The organism is Streptomyces sp. NPDC058671 (assembly GCF_042716475.1).
Taxonomy (GTDB): domain Bacteria; phylum Actinomycetota; class Actinomycetes; order Streptomycetales; family Streptomycetaceae; genus Streptomyces.
Genome location: NZ_JBHXSA010000016.1, coordinates 166,348 through 181,635 on the forward strand (window position 1 = coordinate 166,348; position 15,288 = coordinate 181,635).

At 73.7% G+C, this 15,288-nt stretch carries 14 protein-coding genes; 7 read left to right on the forward strand and 7 right to left on the reverse strand.

Annotated elements, in window-relative coordinates:
- Nucleotides 1–53: 53 nt before the first annotated feature.
- Nucleotides 54–503 carry a peroxiredoxin gene (locus ACFWV2_RS21190; RefSeq protein WP_384406533.1) on the reverse strand — a complete coding sequence of 150 codons (450 nt, stop codon included), beginning with the start codon at nucleotides 501–503 and terminating at the stop codon, nucleotides 54–56.
- 131 nt (nucleotides 504–634) lie between these two features.
- Nucleotides 635–1,225: a PadR family transcriptional regulator gene (locus tag ACFWV2_RS21195; RefSeq protein WP_384406535.1), complete on the reverse strand. Its 591-nt coding sequence runs from the start codon at nucleotides 1,223–1,225 to the stop codon at nucleotides 635–637.
- 147 nt (nucleotides 1,226–1,372) lie between these two features.
- On the opposite strand from ACFWV2_RS21195, the gene ACFWV2_RS21200 reads away from it, so the two are divergent.
- Nucleotides 1,373–1,858, forward strand: a complete 486-nt coding sequence (locus ACFWV2_RS21200; RefSeq protein ID WP_384406537.1) for an SRPBCC family protein — start codon at nucleotides 1,373–1,375, stop codon at nucleotides 1,856–1,858.
- 127 nt (nucleotides 1,859–1,985) lie between these two features.
- Nucleotides 1,986–2,294, forward strand: a complete 309-nt coding sequence (locus ACFWV2_RS21205) for a CU044_2847 family protein (RefSeq protein WP_384406539.1) — start codon at nucleotides 1,986–1,988, stop codon at nucleotides 2,292–2,294.
- Between the two features lie 30 nt (nucleotides 2,295–2,324).
- Here the strand turns inward: ACFWV2_RS21205 and ACFWV2_RS21210 are convergent, their stop codons facing one another.
- The 5 genes from ACFWV2_RS21210 to ACFWV2_RS21230 all read right to left on the reverse strand — a co-directional run bounded on the left by ACFWV2_RS21210 (nucleotide 2,325) and on the right by ACFWV2_RS21230 (nucleotide 7,811).
- The gene (locus ACFWV2_RS21210) at nucleotides 2,325–3,971 is read right to left on the reverse strand and encodes a PHB depolymerase family esterase (protein WP_384406541.1); all 1,647 of its coding nucleotides are present in this window, start codon (nucleotides 3,969–3,971) and stop codon (nucleotides 2,325–2,327) included.
- Nucleotides 3,972–4,204: 233 nt separating this feature from the next.
- Nucleotides 4,205–4,525: a cupin gene (locus ACFWV2_RS21215; RefSeq protein ID WP_384406543.1), complete on the reverse strand. Its 321-nt coding sequence runs from the start codon at nucleotides 4,523–4,525 to the stop codon at nucleotides 4,205–4,207.
- 326 nt (nucleotides 4,526–4,851) lie between these two features.
- Nucleotides 4,852–6,498: an acyl-CoA dehydrogenase family protein gene (locus ACFWV2_RS21220; RefSeq protein WP_384406545.1), complete on the reverse strand. Its 1,647-nt coding sequence runs from the start codon at nucleotides 6,496–6,498 to the stop codon at nucleotides 4,852–4,854.
- Nucleotides 6,482–7,099 (reverse strand): TetR/AcrR family transcriptional regulator, encoded by a 618-nt coding sequence (locus tag ACFWV2_RS21225; protein WP_384406547.1) that lies wholly within the window; start codon nucleotides 7,097–7,099, stop codon nucleotides 6,482–6,484. The genes ACFWV2_RS21220 and ACFWV2_RS21225 overlap by 17 nt, the downstream gene beginning before the upstream one ends.
- A 127-nt stretch (nucleotides 7,100–7,226) precedes the next feature.
- A complete protein-coding gene (locus ACFWV2_RS21230) occupies nucleotides 7,227–7,811 on the reverse strand; it encodes a TMEM165/GDT1 family protein (protein ID WP_384406549.1) in 585 nt (194 codons plus the stop codon).
- Nucleotides 7,812–8,110: 299 nt separating this feature from the next.
- Here ACFWV2_RS21230 and ACFWV2_RS21235 point away from each other — a divergent pair, with 299 nt between their 5' ends.
- The 5 genes from ACFWV2_RS21235 to ACFWV2_RS21255 all read left to right on the forward strand — a co-directional run bounded on the left by ACFWV2_RS21235 (nucleotide 8,111) and on the right by ACFWV2_RS21255 (nucleotide 15,279).
- Nucleotides 8,111–8,812, forward strand: coding sequence for a TetR/AcrR family transcriptional regulator (locus ACFWV2_RS21235; protein ID WP_384406550.1), 702 nt, complete (start codon nucleotides 8,111–8,113; stop codon nucleotides 8,810–8,812).
- 226 nt (nucleotides 8,813–9,038) lie between these two features.
- Nucleotides 9,039–10,628 carry an MFS transporter gene (locus ACFWV2_RS21240; RefSeq protein ID WP_384406588.1) on the forward strand — a complete coding sequence of 530 codons (1,590 nt, stop codon included), beginning with the start codon at nucleotides 9,039–9,041 and terminating at the stop codon, nucleotides 10,626–10,628.
- Complete coding sequence (locus tag ACFWV2_RS21245) at nucleotides 10,538–11,647, forward strand: PP2C family protein-serine/threonine phosphatase (RefSeq protein WP_384406552.1); 1,110 nt, start codon at nucleotides 10,538–10,540, stop codon at nucleotides 11,645–11,647. Before ACFWV2_RS21240 ends, ACFWV2_RS21245 begins: the two co-directional genes overlap by 91 nt.
- Before the next feature lie 172 nt (nucleotides 11,648–11,819).
- Complete coding sequence (locus tag ACFWV2_RS21250) at nucleotides 11,820–13,781, forward strand: CocE/NonD family hydrolase (protein ID WP_384406554.1); 1,962 nt, start codon at nucleotides 11,820–11,822, stop codon at nucleotides 13,779–13,781.
- 274 nt (nucleotides 13,782–14,055) lie between these two features.
- A complete protein-coding gene (locus ACFWV2_RS21255) occupies nucleotides 14,056–15,279 on the forward strand; it encodes an alpha/beta hydrolase family protein (RefSeq protein WP_384406556.1) in 1,224 nt (407 codons plus the stop codon).
- The last annotated feature ends 9 nt before the right edge of the window (nucleotides 15,280–15,288 follow it).

The window sequence follows — 15,288 nt, forward strand, 5'->3', positions numbered from 1 at the left end:
GGGACGGCTCGGCCGGGCGTCGCGCACGCGCGGCCGGGCCGGGTAGCTCCCCGTCAGGAGTCGCGCAGGGCTGCGAGGGCGCGGTCCGCGTGTGCGCTCATCCGCAGCTCGCTGCGCACGACCTCGCGCACCCGTCGGTCCTGGCCGATCACGAACGTGACCCGCTTCGTCGGCGCCAGCGAGAAGCCGCGCTTCACACCGAACCGTGCCCGCACGGCGCCGTCCGAGTCGGACAGCAGGGGGTATCCGAGGGAGTGCCGCTCGGCGAACTCCTGCTGTCGCTCCACCCCGTCGGAACTTATCCCCACGGGCTGGGCCCCGACGGCCCGGAACTCGGCCGCCAGGTCACGGAAGTGGCAGGCCTCGGCGGTGCAGCCCGGGGTCATCGCCGCCGGGTAGAAGAAGAGGACGACCGGCCCTTCGGCCAGCAGCCCGGTCAGGGAGCGCGGGGCGCCCGTCTCGTCCGGAAGGGTGAAGTCCTCGACGAGGTCGCCGACGTTCATATCAGGCCCGTTCCCGATCCGTCCCAGTGAGCCGCCGGCGCCTCCGGTGCTCGCGGCCGGTGACGTTACCGCACAGTAGCTCCGCCGTCACCCCCCGACCACCCGCGGCCGGGCCCCCGTCCGTAGGCGCGTCACCCCTGGCGCGCCCCCTCCGGCCGGCTGTTCCGCGCGGCCGCGCGCCGGTCGAGCACGGCCAGGACCTGCTCACCCCAGCGCAGGTTCTCCTCCTCGAAGAACCTGCCGCGCATCAGGGTGAGGTACGGGCCGATCCGCTCGGCCTCTTCCAGGTACCGCTCCTCGTCCCGGCCGGCCAGCATCCACTCGCGCAGCCGGTCGTAACGCGCAAGCTTCGCCCGCGAGGCTTCCATCCGCTGGGCCACGAACCCCCGGACGGCCGTCGTGTCCCCCTCGTCGCAGGCCTGCACCTGGACCATCAGCTCGTCGCGGACGGCACTGGGGCGCGGCGGCGTCGCCGTGTACGCGGTCAGATCCCGCACCCCCGGTTCCGTCAGGCTGAACATCCGCTTGTTGGGGCGCCGCTCCTGCTCCACCACACGCGCCGTGATCAGTCCCGCCTCCGCGAGCCGGTCCAGCTCGCGGTAGAGCTGCTGCGGGGTCGCGGCCCAGAAGTTGGCCACGGACACGTCGAAGATCTTGGCCAGGTCGTACCCGGATGCCTCGCCCTCCAGGAGGGCCGCGAGGACGGCGTGCTTGAGCGACATCCGGCCACGCTAGCAGCAGGGCGAATAGTTTCTTCCGCACCTATTCAACCCGCTGGGCCCCTGCCGTACGGGGGCTCTTCGCTGGCACGTCCACCTGGCCCCTGCCTAGGCTGGACAGAGGGGACGGCAGACCCGAGGGGCAGCGCGATGGACAGCGGCACGTTCGTCTACACCAGCTACATGCGGACCACTCCCGAAGAGCTCTGGAAGGCGCTCACCGACCCGGACCTCACCCGTCGGTACTGGGGCGTGGCCTTCGAGACGGAATGGACCCCCGGCGCGCCCATGGTCTGGCACGAGGGCGGCCGCAGCACGGCCGACCCCGAACAGGTCGTCCTCGCGGCCGAGCCCGGCCGCCTCCTCTCGTACACCTGGCACACCTTCACCCCGGCCTGGGCGGAGGCGGTGCACCTCGGACAGGACGTGTACGAGCGTCTCGCCCGGGAGCGCCGGTCCCAGGTGACGTTCGCGATCGAACCCTCCGGCGACACCGTCAAGCTCACGGTCACCCACGCTGAGCTGGAGGCCGACGGGCTGATGCAGGACCTGATCGGCGAGGGCTGGCCCGCGCTCATCTCCAGTCTCAAGTCCCTGCTGGAAACGGGCGAGGAGCTTCCGGAACCGCCCCGCTGACGGCGAGGGCCCCGGGACCCCTCGTACGGGAGCCGTCGTCCCGTCGGCGGAAGCCGCGCCGCCGACCGCCCTCCGCCCTGGTCGTCTCCGACGGACCGACCGCCCCCACCGACCGCAGGGAGCTTCGATGACGGACATCACGCAGGTCGACGTCGGCGACGCGACCCTCTTCGTGGAGGCACGGCGCCTCGGCCCCGACTCGGAACTCGAAGGGTTCGGCGGCGGCCTGCCCGACCTCTCCGCGGTCACCGAGGCCCTCTCCTCCTTCGCCGGGCAGATCGGGGACGCCCTCCACCGGGCGGCGCCGGACCGCGCGACCGTCGAGTTCGGCTGCCAGCTCGGTCTCGACGCGGGCAAACTCACCGCACTGGTCGTGCAGGGCAGCGCGAACGCGAGTCTGCGGGTCACCCTCGAATGGGAGAGGCCGTCCCGCTGAGCGAGCCGGCCGGCCGCACCCACCCCCGGTCTACCGGTACTCGACCGTCAGGGTCACCGGCGTGTCCCGGTTCACGAACAGGTACGCCGTCCCGGCCGGCGCCGATGCGAACCCGAGCCGGAACTGCGTGACCCCGCCCCGGTTCAGCGCCGCGAGCGCCGCCGCCGACAGATCCGTCGACACCGCGCTCCCGGAGGTGAACGCCCCGATCCGCGCCGCATCCGCCACCGACGCCGCCGCGGACCAGTCCGCCGGCTCCACCGCGCATCCGCCGAAGCAACCCGTGCGCAGGTCGACCTGGAGCCGGTTGCCCGCGGGAGAGGCCCAGGGATCACCGGAGCCTCCGGACCGTGTGACGGTCAGCCACGCCCGGGTGACCTCCTTGCCGGCCGGGATCCGCGAGGTGTCGAAGGAGACGAGCGATCGGTTCACCCTGCCGTCCGTACCCCGGCCGAGCGCGAGACCGGACACGTCCTCCAGGGTGCCGATCGCCGCCCCCGAGCCGTCCGCCGCCGCCTTCACGTATCCGTCCTCGGCGTCCGTGCTGGACAGGACAGCCCGACCTGACGCGGGCGGCGGCGTTCCCGTGCCGCGCAGGGCCCGCACCATGCCCATGACCGCCTCGATCTGCTTCCCGCCATGCCGCGCGTAGGCCGTGTCACCGAGGTAGCCCCACCAGTTCCAGCAGCCGTTCGGGTTCTCCAGGGTCGCGGTGGGTGCCGCCTGCGGGTACAGCACGATCAGGTCGTTGGTGTCGGCGTACTCGTTGAGGTACGCGCCCTCGACGAACCGGGTGCCGAACCCCTGGTACGCGTACCCCTGCTTGCAGCCGTGCAGCGCCACGAGCAGCCGGCAGCGCGCCCCCTCGGCGCAGGACACCGGCACGTACGCGAAACCCTCCCCGCCCATCGAGATCGCGGCGGCCGAACCGCCCGGCGCGTACGTGTTCTGGTCGAAGCGGATCAGCGAGCCGCCCGTGCCCGACCCGGGCGCGGCGACCGAGCCGAGGAGGTGACCGAGGAGCGCCCCCTCCGCGTCGATCCCGCAGTTGTTGAGATACGGACTCTGCGTCACCGTGCAGGAGTTGGGCCCGAGCGGGGTGATCCAGGCGTGCCCCGCCGCCGTCGAGCGGTCGTAGCGCACGCGGGCGCCGAAACGACCGTAATAGTCGGCGAGCGCGTCCACCACGGGCCGTTTCACCGTGGAGTCGCCCGAGCCACTGAAGACGTACACCGGGTCACCGGCCAGATTCCCCACCGGGTCGACCTGGCCTTGGGCCGAACGGTCGCGGGTGGTCTGCTCCAGGGCGGCGAGCTGAAGGTTCTGTGTGGTGTCCATGCAGGCGTTGAGCGCCGTGGCGAGCTGCCCGCGGGCGCAGTCGTAGGGCCCCGACGCGAACACCGCCGAACCCTCGAACGTACCCGAGTACGCCACGTGCAGCTGCGTGGCCATGTAGCCGCCGGACGACACGCCGGCACTGAGGACGGAACCTATGTCGTACGCCGTGAGCGTGCCGGGCACGGGCGGGGGAGCGGCGGCCCCGGCGGGGACCGCGGTGGGGAACAGGACGGCGGCGGCACACAACAGCAGGGCCGCGAGCCGGCGTGGCCGACGGAGGCGGATGGGACGGGCGGGACGGGCGGGACGGTCGGGACCGCGGGAACGGAATGAACGCATGTGATCTCCCGGCTGGCTCGTTCCTGACGGAGGGTCGGCCGGCAGGCTACGGGTGGTCCGGAGCCGTACTCCATGGGCGAGGACGCCACAATCCGGGCCACCGGGTATGGCTGCCCCTCACCTGGCAGCCGAGGCCGCGCGCACCGGGTCGCAGGTCGCCGCGGTGGGCCGTCAGCCGTGGTCAGCCCTTCGCCACCGTGGCTCCGTCGTCACCGCGGATCCTGCGCCCCCCGTCAGTCGTTCACCGCCGTCAGGAGGACCACCGCGTCCTCCAGGGCGGTGAGCCCGTGCCGCTCCTTGGGGATCATCCGCAGCTCGCCCGCCGTCAGCTCCTCCGCCCACCCGGCCGCCGTCAGGTTGACCCGGCCCCGCAGCACCTGGAGGCTCGCGGCGGGCGGCGCGTTGTGCTCGTCGAGGGACGTGCCCGACGTGAGGGCGATGACGGTCTGCCGAAGCACCCCGTCATGCATGAGCAGATGCGCGCTGCGCCCGTGCGGCGCGGTGCGGGCCGCGGCGAGATGTTCGTCGGCGAGTGCGGTGAGGTCCAGCTTCATGACTCTCCCTGCGGGGTGCGCGGGCGGATACCCCCACCCTCTCCTGTGACGTCCGGTACGCAACCCGGGTCCGCCGACCGGGCCGAGCACACCACCCCGAGGCTCCCGGCGGCGACGGACACCCCCGCGGCTGGCCGCCCGGCCGACCAGCCGTGCGCCACGAACCGCCAGGACCCCGCGACGACCCGAAGCGGACCCCTGGCAGCGCCGTGACCCGCAGCGCGCGGTGGCGGCGAGGAGACCCCGCAGCCCGGCCACGAGCTGCGCGTACGCAGCGGGACCGGGCACCCCGAGACACCTGACCCGGTCTGATCCGAACAGAGACCCTAGCCCGCGTCCGGGCCGCTCCGCGCGATGATCGCCGCCGTGTCCACGCCGGTCGGCAATGTGCCGAAGGCGAGGCCCCTGTCGCCGTCGAGCCGGGAGGCGCAGAACGCGTCCGCCACCGCCGGATGCCCGTGGCGTACGAGCAACGAGCCCTGGAGCACCAGGGCGAGCCGCTCGACGAGCCGCCGGGCCCCGTAGGCCACCGCGTCCGGGTCGCCGAGCCCCGCCAGGTCCTTGCGCAGGGCCGCGACCGCCGCGTCCAGGCGTCGGTCGGCGCCCGCGCCCCGGTCGACCTCGGCGAAGTACGCCTCCACCGCCTGGGGCTGACGGGCCATCGCCCGCAGCACGTCAAGGGCGGCGACGTTCCCCGAACCCTCCCAGATCGACGGCAGCGGCGCCTCGCGGTAGAGCCTCGGAAGGCCCGAGTCCTCCACATAGCCGTTGCCGCCCAGGCATTCGAGGGCCTCCGCCGCGTGGGCGGGCGCCCGCTTGCACACCCAGTACTTGGTGACCGCGAGACCGAGCCGCCGCATCTGCTCCTCCTCCGCGTCGCCGCGCGCCGCCCGGTCCACCGCGCCGGCCAGGCGCAGCGCCGCGACCGTGGCCGCCTCCGCCTCCACCGCCAGGTCGGCCAGGACGTTCCGCATCAGCGGCTGGTCGACGAGCCGCGTCCCGAACGCCTCCCGGCGCGTGGCGTGGTGCACCGCCTGTACGAGCCCCAGACGCATCCCGGACGCCGAGCTGACGGCGCAGTCGAGCCGCGTCATGTTGACCATCCGGATGATGGTGGCCACCCCGCGCCCCTCCTCGCCCACGAGCCGGCCGACGGCACCCTCGTACTCGATCTCGGACGAGGCGTTGGACCGGTTGCCCAGCTTGTCCTTGAGGCGCTGGAGGCGGATCGCGTTGCGGCTGCCGTCCGGCAGCACCCGGGGCACCAGGAAGCAGGACAGTCCACCGGGCGCCTGTGCCAGGGTGAGGAAGACGTCCGACATCGGCGCCGACGTGAACCACTTGTGGCCGGTCAGCGCGTACAGACCGGGCTCGCCCGCCGGGACGGCCCGGGTCGTGTTCGCCCGGACGTCCGACCCGCCCTGCTTCTCCGTCATCGACATCCCGGCGATGATCCCGCGCTTCTCCGTCGGCACCCGCAGCCCGAAGTCGTACGACGGGGACGTGAGCAGCGGCTCGTACACCTCGGCCAGCTCCGGCTGGACCCGCAGCGCCGGCACCGCCGCGTACGTCATGGAGACCGGGCACAGATGGCCCGCGTCGGCCTGCCCCCACACGAACACCTTCGCCGCACGGGCCACGTGCGTGCCGGGCCGCTCGTCGCGCCAGGGAGCGCCGTGCAGGCCGTGCCGTACGGCCACGTCCATCAGCTCGTGCCAGTACGGGTGGAACTCGACCTCGTCGATCCGGTGCCCGTACCGGTTGTGGGTGTGCAGGACGGGGGAGTGGCGCTCGGCGAGCCGTCCCCACTCCTGGGCCTGTTCACCGCCCGCCAGCACCCCCAGCTCGCGGACCTCGGCCTCGGCCCATCCCGCGCCCTCCCGGCGCAGCGACTCCAGGAGCGCGGGGTCGGCGGACACGTCGTAGCCCGTCAGGGGCGGTACCTGGTTGGTGACCTCATGCGTGGTCGGCATCGGGAACTCCCAGTGCTCGCAGGGTGAAGGTGACGAGTGCGGGTACGGTGCCGGGTCCGACGGACCCCTCCGCCAGCGGGCCGACGAGCGCCTCCGCACCCGCCCCCACGAGGGCGGACGCCGTCAGGGCGGGGTCCTGCGGCGGCAGCTCGCCGGAGCGCACGCCCTCCTCGACGCGCGCGGCGAACACGTCCCGGAACGCGCGCCGGAAGACGAGCCGCTCGGCGTCCACGGCCGGGTCGACCGGCTCGGCGAGCAGCGCGTACGCCAGTCGCGGTGACTTCAGGGCGCGCTGGGCGAAGGTCTCGATGACGGCGACCACGCGCTCGGCGGCCGAACGGTGGCCGGGGTGCCCGGCCGCCTCGGAGACGGCAGCGACCTCCCGGCCCACCACGGTCCGGAACAGTTCCACGGAGAGCTCGGCCTTGCTGGGGAAGTGGCGGTACACGCTGCCCGTGGCGATTCCGGCGCGGGCGGCGACGGCGGCCACCGTGCAGCCCGCGTAGCCCTGCTCGGCGAGCAGTTCGCGGGCCGCGTCGACGACGGTTGCACGCTGGGCGTCGAGCCGGGCCTGGACGGCGGGGGTACGGCGGTAGGGCATGGAAGAAGTGAAGCAGCGATTCATTGCTTCATCAAGGCGCCGGACGCCCCTGACTCTCCCGGAACGGCGCACGCCCCCGCCGGAGAGGGCGGGGGCGTGCGCGGGGCGCGGGTTCGGCCGGTCGGCGTCAGCCGGTGAAGACCTCCGTCAGCGACCAGACGGCGAGGCCTGCCATGCAGACACCGCCGATGCGCTGCACGGTCTTGAGCGGTACGCGCTTGGCGATGAACCGGCCCGCGACCAGGGCGAGCGCGGAGACGCTCATCAGGGCGGCGAGGGATCCGATCGCCGTCGACCAGGTGCCGTTGGTGGCGGCCAGGTTGGCGGTCGTGATCTGGGTGAGGTCACCCCACTCGCTGATGAAGACGGCCATGAAGGCGGTCGAGAAGACGGGCCAGAAGCCGGTCACCGTCCGCCCGCCCGTGTCGTCCTCCTCGTCGTCGCCCCCGCCGCGCAGCAGCATGAACGCGCCGAAGCCGAACAGCAGGGCCGAGACCAGCTTCACGGACCAGCCGGGAAGCAGCCCGAGCAGGCTGCCCGCTCCCACGGCGATGGCGACATGGGCGAGGAAGGCGGTGGAGGTGCCGATCCACACGTACAGCGGACGCATGCGCGTGCCCATGGCGAGGGACGCGAACATCGTCTTGTCGGGAAGCTCGGCGAGGAAGATCAGCCCGAAGGCGGTGAGGATCGCCAAGGGGTCGAGGTGCATACCGGGGCTCTCTGCTCGGTCCGGGCCGTAGGGCCCGCACGCGGCGCCTGGGTGGGCGACGGGAGGACCACTCGGCCCGGCATGACGGACCACGCCCACGGAAGCGCGGACGCGGTTGATGCCTGGCCGAAGGTCTCGCCCGTCCACGTCGAACATGGACCCGGTCACCGGGAACCCGAGGGTTCCAGTGTGTCGACGACCGGTTCGCAGGGCTACTCCCCTTCGCTGTTCCCCAGTGTAACCGACGGGGACGCGTGAGTGAGTAGACAGTGTCTACGCAGTCTTGATAGACAGTGTCCATGGGCAAGGAAACAGAGCGGCGTGACGGCCGTGACAGCCAGGACGCCCGCCGTGGCGCCGATCGCGAGGGCGATCGGGACGTCGACCGCGGCGGGCAGGACGCCGCCGGTGACCGTGAAGGTGACGGTCACGGCGGAGGTCTGCGGGCCCGACTCGTCACGGTCGGCGTCGAGCTCGTCGACGCCGAGGGTGCCCAGGCTCTCTCCCTGCGCGGGATCGCCCGCCGCGCCGGTGTCTCCCACGGAGCGCCCCGACGTCACTTCCCCACCCATCTCGACCTCCTCTCGGCCATCGCCCGCCGGGGCTTCGCCGAACTTGCCGCCCGCATCGCCGCCGAGGACCGGGCGGCCGCCGTACCGCGCGAACGGATCGCGCTCCTCGCCCGTGTGTACCTCGACTACGCCGAGACCCGGCGCGGCATGTACGAGCTGATGTTCCGGCACGACCTCCTGGAGAGCGGCAGACTGGGTCTGCGCGAGACGAGCCTGCCGCTCTTCGCCCACCTCACCGGTCTCGTCACCCGTGTCCGCCCTGACGCGGACCCGGTCGTCGTCGCGGCCGCGCTCTGGGCCAATCTCCACGGCATCGCCCAGCTCCGGCACTGGGGAAGCCTCCGGCTCGCGACCGCCGGCGGCGACCCCGCCCCGCTTCTCGCCGCCGCCCTCGACGCCCACCTCGGCCCAGCGGAGCCCGGCCGATGACCACCCCTTGGTGGTCTCGGGCAGCCCCGCCGCGGTCTCGTGGAGCCCGGCCGGTGACCGTTCTTGGTGGTCTTGGGAAGCCCGGCGTGACCGCCCGCCGGGGTCTCGTGGAGGCCGCACCGTTGACCGCCCGCCGCGGTCCCGTGGAGCCCGGCCCGTGACCGCCCGGCGTGATCTCGTGCAGCCCGGCGTGACCGCCGGCCGCGGTCCCGCAAAGGCCTCCCCGTTGACCGCCCGCCGTGGGCCCGTCCTCGCGTGCAGCGTCGTCGGCGCGGCCGTCGTCGCCCTCGACGGCACCGTCCTCACCGTTGCCCAGCCCGCCCTCCAGCGTGATCTGGGCGCCGGCCTGGACCAGGTGCAATGGACCAGCACCGGCTACCTGATCGCGGTGGCGAGCCTCCTGGTCCTCGCGGGCCGGCTCGGCGACCGCTACGGCCACCGACGGGTCTTCGCGATCGGCGCGATCGGCTTCGCCGCCGTCTCCACCGCCATCGCACTGGCCCCCGGCATCGGAGCGGTGATCGTGCTCCGCGTACTCCAGGGGGTGTGCGGGGCGCTCCTCCAGCCCGCCACCCTCGGCATGCTCCGGACCGCGTTTCCTCCGGAGCGGCTCGGGACCCCGATCGCCCTGCGCACAGCCGCGATCGGGCTCGCCGCCGCGGCCGGACCGCTCGTCGGCGGCGCGCTGGTCTCCGCGTACGGCTGGCGCTCCGTCTTCCTCCTCGGCGTACCCCCGACCCTCGCGATCGGACTGCTCGCCCTCGCCACGGGCGAACGGGACCCTGACCGTCAGGTCGAGGGTCAGGCTGAACGTCCGGGTGACGGTCCGGGTGAGCGCGATGCGCAGGAGAGCGCACCCGCCCCCTGGTCCGCCTCCGGCGGGCTTTCCGCGCTCGACCCGCTCGGGGCGCTGCTGCTCACCGCCGCGCTCGGGCTGGTCGTCCACGGCCTTGTCGCAGCGGCCCGGCCGGGAGGTGCGCCGGCCGGTGCGCTCGCCTGCGCCGGGGCCGTCGCCGCCGCGGTCGCTCTCGCCCGGCACGAGCGCCGAGCCGCGCGCCCCCTCCTGCCGCCGGAGCTGCTCCGGAGCGGGCCCGTCGTCGCGGGCCTCGTCGTCCTCCTCGCGGCCTCGGCCGCCCTCTTCGGGTCGCTCTTCGTGGCGACGTACTTCCTCCAGGACGTCCAGGGCCTCGACCCCCTCGACTGCGCACTTCGCGTCCTGCCGCTCGCCGTGCTCATGGTGCTCGGCGCGCCTCTCTGCGCGCCGCTCCAGCGCCGGTTGGGCCCCCGGCGTACGGCGACGGCGGGCGCCGTCCTGCTCACCCTCGGGGTGCTGACCCTCTCCCGGCTGGACGCGACGGCGGGTGCGGTGCCCACGGGCACGTCCGCCGCCCTGCTCGGCGCCGGGTTCGTCACCGTGCTCGTCACGGCGACGTCGGTCGTCGTGCACCGGGCACCCGAGGACCATGCCGGAGTCGCCGGCGGCCTCCAACAGACCGCGATGAACGTCGGACCCGCTCTCGGTGTCGCCGTCGCGACCCTCGCGCTCGCCCGGGCCCCGCTCGGCGGATTCGTCCCGTCCGCGGGCGCCGCCGTCCCCGCCCTCGTCGTGATCGCCGCTCTCGCCGTCCCCGCCGCACTCGCCCTGCCCGGCACAGGCCGGCGGAGGACACGCCCGGGGCCCCCGTCCCCCCCGGCCCGGGCGCCGATCCTGCGTACGATCATGAGATGCCCGACGGTCACCGGGGCGGTCCCGGCGCAGCGGCCCGCACCCAGTTCAACCTCGGTCGCGCGCTGCCGTTCCTGGTCCTGGCCCTGACTCTCCTCGCCGACCTGATCACCCCCGACCGGGAGCGGTTCGACCGCCTCCTCGTCGCCGCGCCCGCGCTCGCCGCCGTCACCTGGAGCGTGCGCGGGACGATCGGGATCGGGCTGCTCGCGATGGGCGCCCGCATGGGGCTCAGTCTCACCCGGGGGGAACCGCTCGCTCCCGAACTCGTCGCGAGCGAGACCGTGCTCGCGGCCGTCACCGCCGCAGCGGCCTGGGTCAGCCACGTCCGCGCCCGCTACGAACAGGACCTGCGGGAAGTCACCGCCGTCGCGGAGTTGGTACAGCGGGTCGTGCTGCGTCCGCTCCCCGCCCGCCTCGGCCGCTTCGACCTGTACCTGCTGTACGTGGCGGCCGCCGCGAAGGCCAGGATCGGCGGCGACTTCTACGAGGCCGTACGGGTCCCCGGCGCGGTGCGGATCATGCTCGGTGACGTCCAGGGCAAGGGCCTCGGAGCCGTCGAGACCGCTTCCGTCCTGCTCGGCGCCTTCCGCGCCGCCGTCAACGACGCCACCGACCTGGCCGTCCTCGCCGACCGGCTCGACGAGGGTCTCGCCCGCTACGGAGCCTGGGATCCCGACTCCGACGCCGCCGAACGCTTCGCCACCGTCGTCCTCGTCGAACTCCCCGACGGTGAGGACACCGCGCGGCTCCTCAGCTGCGGCCACCCCGCCCCGCTGCTCCAGCACGGCGCCGACGTGCGGCCCGTGGACTTTCCGGATCCCTCGCTGCCCGTCAACCTCGCGGGCCTCGCCGACTCCCAGCACCGGATCGAGGAGGTCCGCTTCGGCCCGGGGGACCGCCTGCTCCTCTACACCGACGGCGTCAGCGAGACCCGCGACCGGGCCGGCACCTTCTACCCGCTCGAACCGCGAATGCGCCGGTGGGCGACGGAACCCGCCGGGGCGCTGCCGGAACTCCTGCACAAGGACCTCACCGACTACGGGGCCGGCGGCCTCGACGACGATGTCGCCGCCCTGCTCGTGGTCTGTCCCCCCGAGGCTCGCTGACCCGTCCCCGTCGTCACCAAACATCGACTTCGGGGCGGATGGTGTCGTTCCTGACGGGTCGGGTGCCTCGTGCGCTGGTCGCGCGCTCTGGTCCCTTGACCTCGCACAAGTGAGGCTGGTGATCGTCCGTATCACGGAGAGTCACCAGTCCAGTCGAGAGGAACGGGTGCACGTGCCCCAGGAGAACCCCACCACCCCCGGCTCGCCCGAACGCTTTCCCGGCTTCCCCGAGGTGACGCCGGGGCTGACCACCGCCGAGGCCGGCCGCATCGCGGCACGCGGGCTCTGGGCCGCCGAAGCGACGGTGGACCCCGGCGCCGTCCGGCTCGGCCAGACCCTCGCCAACGCCCTCCTGAGCGAAACGACCGACAGCACCGACAGCACCGGCAGTACCGGCGGTACCACCGGCGCCTCCAGCACCACCGGTACCGCCGAGGCACTGCTCCCCGCCGAGCTCGCCGCGTTCGTCCGGGAGGTGCGCGGCCGGGCCCTGCCCGCGTACCACCGCATCGAGGGGTCCACGGAGGGCGTGCGGCTGTCCGCCTTCAGCCTCCGGCAACTCGGCCCCGGCCCGCACCCGCTCGTCGTCGTCCCGGCCGGCTGGACCCCCTTCGGCTGGCCGCTTTTCCTCTGGTCGTACCTCGTCCTCGCACACAAGGGCTACCACGTCCTCGCCTACACTCCCCGCGGCCTCGGCATCCCCGGCCTGCCGTCCACCTCCACCGGCTGCATCGACATCGCGGGCCCCCACGACTGGGCCGACGGCTCCGCCGTCATCGACTTCGCCGTCGACCACTTCGCCCCGAACGGCATCGGGTTCATGGGCGAGTCCTACGGCTCCGGCATCAGCCAGCTCGTCGCCGCCCACGACGACCGGGTCGCCACCGTGGTCGCCCTCAGCACCTGGGGAAACCTCGCGACGAGCCTCTACGAGCACGACACCCGCCACCTCGCGGCCGTGAAGGCCCTCCTCGCCCTCACGGGCGGCTCGGTGGAGTCCAAGTTCGACGAGGAGAACCAGCGGATCCTCGCCGACTTCCAGGCCGACCGGAACCTGGACACCGTCGTCGAGTGGGGCCGGCGCCGCGCCCCCGAGTCGTATCTCCACCTGACCAACGACAACGGCACACCCACCTTCTTCTCGAACACCTGGCACGAGAGCCTCTTCGCGGTCAACCAGACCCTGACGACCTTCAACGGCCTCGACGTGCCCAAGCGGCTCAACCTGTGGATCGGCGACCACGCCGCACCCGAGGGCCCCGCCCTCATCGGCCCGCCCGCGACACCCGGCGAGGTCAACCTCCCCATGGAGGAGGCGTACGCCTGGCTCGACCATCACCTCAAGGGCGAACGCAACGGGGTCGAGGACTGGCCGCAGATCTGCAACCAGGTGATGTTCACCTACGAGACGGAACCGGTCACGGACCCGGGGACCGGCGAACCGACCGGCGAGAACCGGATCGTCACGCCCGCCCGCCGGGAGACCAGCCCCGCCTGGAGCGAGGTCACCCGCGCCACCGAGGTGTTCGGCCTCACCGGCGACGGCGCGGGCGGCTCGGACGGCCGCCTCCTCCCCGTCGGCGGGGGAGCGCCCGAGGCGGAGGAGACCGGTTGGCGGCGCGCGTTCCTCGCGGGTGTCGACACCGAGGCCACCGCCATGGACGCCCTCATGAAGACCGGTCAGGCCGAGTGGGCGGGCAACCCCAAGATCTACGACACCCGCAAGATCGACCGTCGGCACGCGGTCGCGTGGACGACCGACCCGCTCGCCTCGCCCGACGGGGAGGGGACGGCCGGCCGCCGCGTCCGGGGCATTCCCCGGCTGCGCCTCACGGTCCGCTCCACCGCCACCTCCGCGAGCCTCTACGCCCACCTCCTGGACGTCGCCGAGGACGACACGGCCCGGATCATCACCCACGAGCCGCTCAACGTGTACGGCCTGACACCAGATCAGGACACCACTGTCACCTGGAAGCTCCAGGCGGCCGCGTACGACATCCCGTCCGGACACCGGCTGATGCTGGTCGTCGACAGCAAGGACCCGCTGTACGGCGACGCCTCCGTCACCTGGACGCAGACCGTGATCGGCTCCCCGGACGCCGAGCCGTCCTTCCTCGAGCTGCCGCTCGGCTGACCTCCGGCAGCCGTCCGGCGGACCGGGTGCGCGCGCGGGCCGGGCGCGCGCGCCCTCCCTCTACCGTGCCGCTTCCCAGGCACACCCCCTGACGGCGCGCGCCGCTCCGGGCGCGCCCCACCGGTCCCGGGGCCGGCACCCGGTGCCCGCCCACCACCCGGCGCCGGCCCCAGGCACCCGGCCCCCTCCACCATCCCGTGTCCGCCCCAGGTCTGACGGGACATGAGTCCCCAGCAGGACGCGCCGTGGGGTTCGCATTGCCTAGCGTGCCCCCATGACCCGATTCACCAGGGCGGCAGCGGCCGCTCTCCTCGCCTGTTCCCTCGCGTTACCCGGCGCCCTCGCCACGGCGGCCCCCGCCACGGCCGTCGCGTCGGCCCCCGACGCCCCGCCGACCCGGGGCCCGGCCCCCTCCGCCGCGCCCTTCGCGACGCCGGCCGTCACCCGGGCCGTGCTCCCCGCGCCCACCGGGCCGTACTCCCTCGGCAGCACCGTCGTGCCGCTCGTCGACCGGTCCCGTACCGACCCGTGGGTCCCCACCGCCGACGGACGCGCGCTCATGGTCACGCTCCACTATCCGGCCGCCCGCGCCGGGGGCGGCGGCCGTCCCGCCGCCTACGCCACCCGGGAGGAGGCGCGTCTGCTCGCCGCACAGCTGGGTTCAGGCGTCTCCGGCGACGTGCTCGCCCGGACCCGTACCCACAGCAGGACCGACGCGCGCCCCGCGCCGGGCCGTCGCCCCCTGGTGCTGCTCTCGCCGGGATTCGGCGTCTCCCGCTGGACGCTCACGCATCTCGCCGAGGACCTCGCCTCCCGTGGCTTCGTCGTCGCCTCCGTGGACCACGCCTACGAGTCCTACGGGATCAGCCTCCCCGACGGTCGCACCCTCACCTGCGTCGCCTGCACCGCCCTGGACGAGGGCGGCGTCCACGGCAGTGTGGTCACCTCGACCCGCGCCGCCGACATGCGGTACGTCCTGGACCGGCTGACCGGGCCCCGGCCCGTCTGGAGGTACGCCGACGACGTGATCGACGCCCGCAGGACCGGCATGGCGGGTCACTCCATCGGCGGGGCGAGCGCGGCAACCGCGATGGTGGCCGATCCGCGTGTCGACGCCGGTGTCAACATGGACGGGGCCTTCTGGGAGGACCTGCCCGCGGAGGGACTGCGGGGCCGCCCGTTCCTGATGCTCGGTACGCACGACGACACGCATCTGCCCGGAGGCACCGACGCCACCTGGGACCGGACGTGGTCCGCGCTCGACGGCTGGAAGCGGTGGATCACGGTGGCTGGCTCCGACCACTTCACCTTCTCGGACGGCCCCGTGCTGGCCCGACACTTCGGCCTGCCGCAGCCCGAACTGCCCACCGACCGCGCCGTCGCGGTCACCCGGACGTACGTGGCCGCCTTCTTCGACCGCCACCTGCGCGGGCTCCCGCGCCCCCTCCTCGACGGCCCGTCGCCGGCGAACCCGGAGGTCCACTTCCAGCGCCGCTGACCCGCCCCA